This window comes from Staphylococcus lugdunensis (genome assembly GCF_002901705.1).
Taxonomy (GTDB): Bacteria; Bacillota; Bacilli; order Staphylococcales; family Staphylococcaceae; genus Staphylococcus; species Staphylococcus lugdunensis.
The window spans coordinates 1-245 of sequence record NZ_PPPV01000007.1 but is presented as its reverse complement, the minus strand read 5'-3'; the positions used below and the strand labels follow the sequence as shown (position 1 = coordinate 245).

Annotated in this window: 1 protein-coding gene; it reads right to left on the bottom strand. The window is 45.3% G+C overall.

All coding sequences use genetic code 11. The features are described 5' to 3' along the window. A partial coding sequence (locus CD041_RS00575; protein WP_142380822.1) for a hypothetical protein occupies window positions 1-245 on the bottom strand: 245 nt, incomplete at both ends.

Genomic DNA, 245 nt, shown 5'->3' with positions numbered 1-245 from the left:
TGGCGCATCATGTGTGCCTTCTTCCGTTTCTTGCACTTCATTACCTTCGCCATCCACATAACGTGTTACTTCTAACGCGACTGGCGTCTCTTGTGGTGCCTCGTTCGGTATTTCTGATTGAATGCGTTGATATATATGTGTTGTAATACCATTTTCTGCTGTTGTTTGGCCTGTATATTGCCATTTATCTCCGATAATACCTGGTGCGTCATGCGTGCCCTCTTCCGTTTCCTGCACTTCATTAC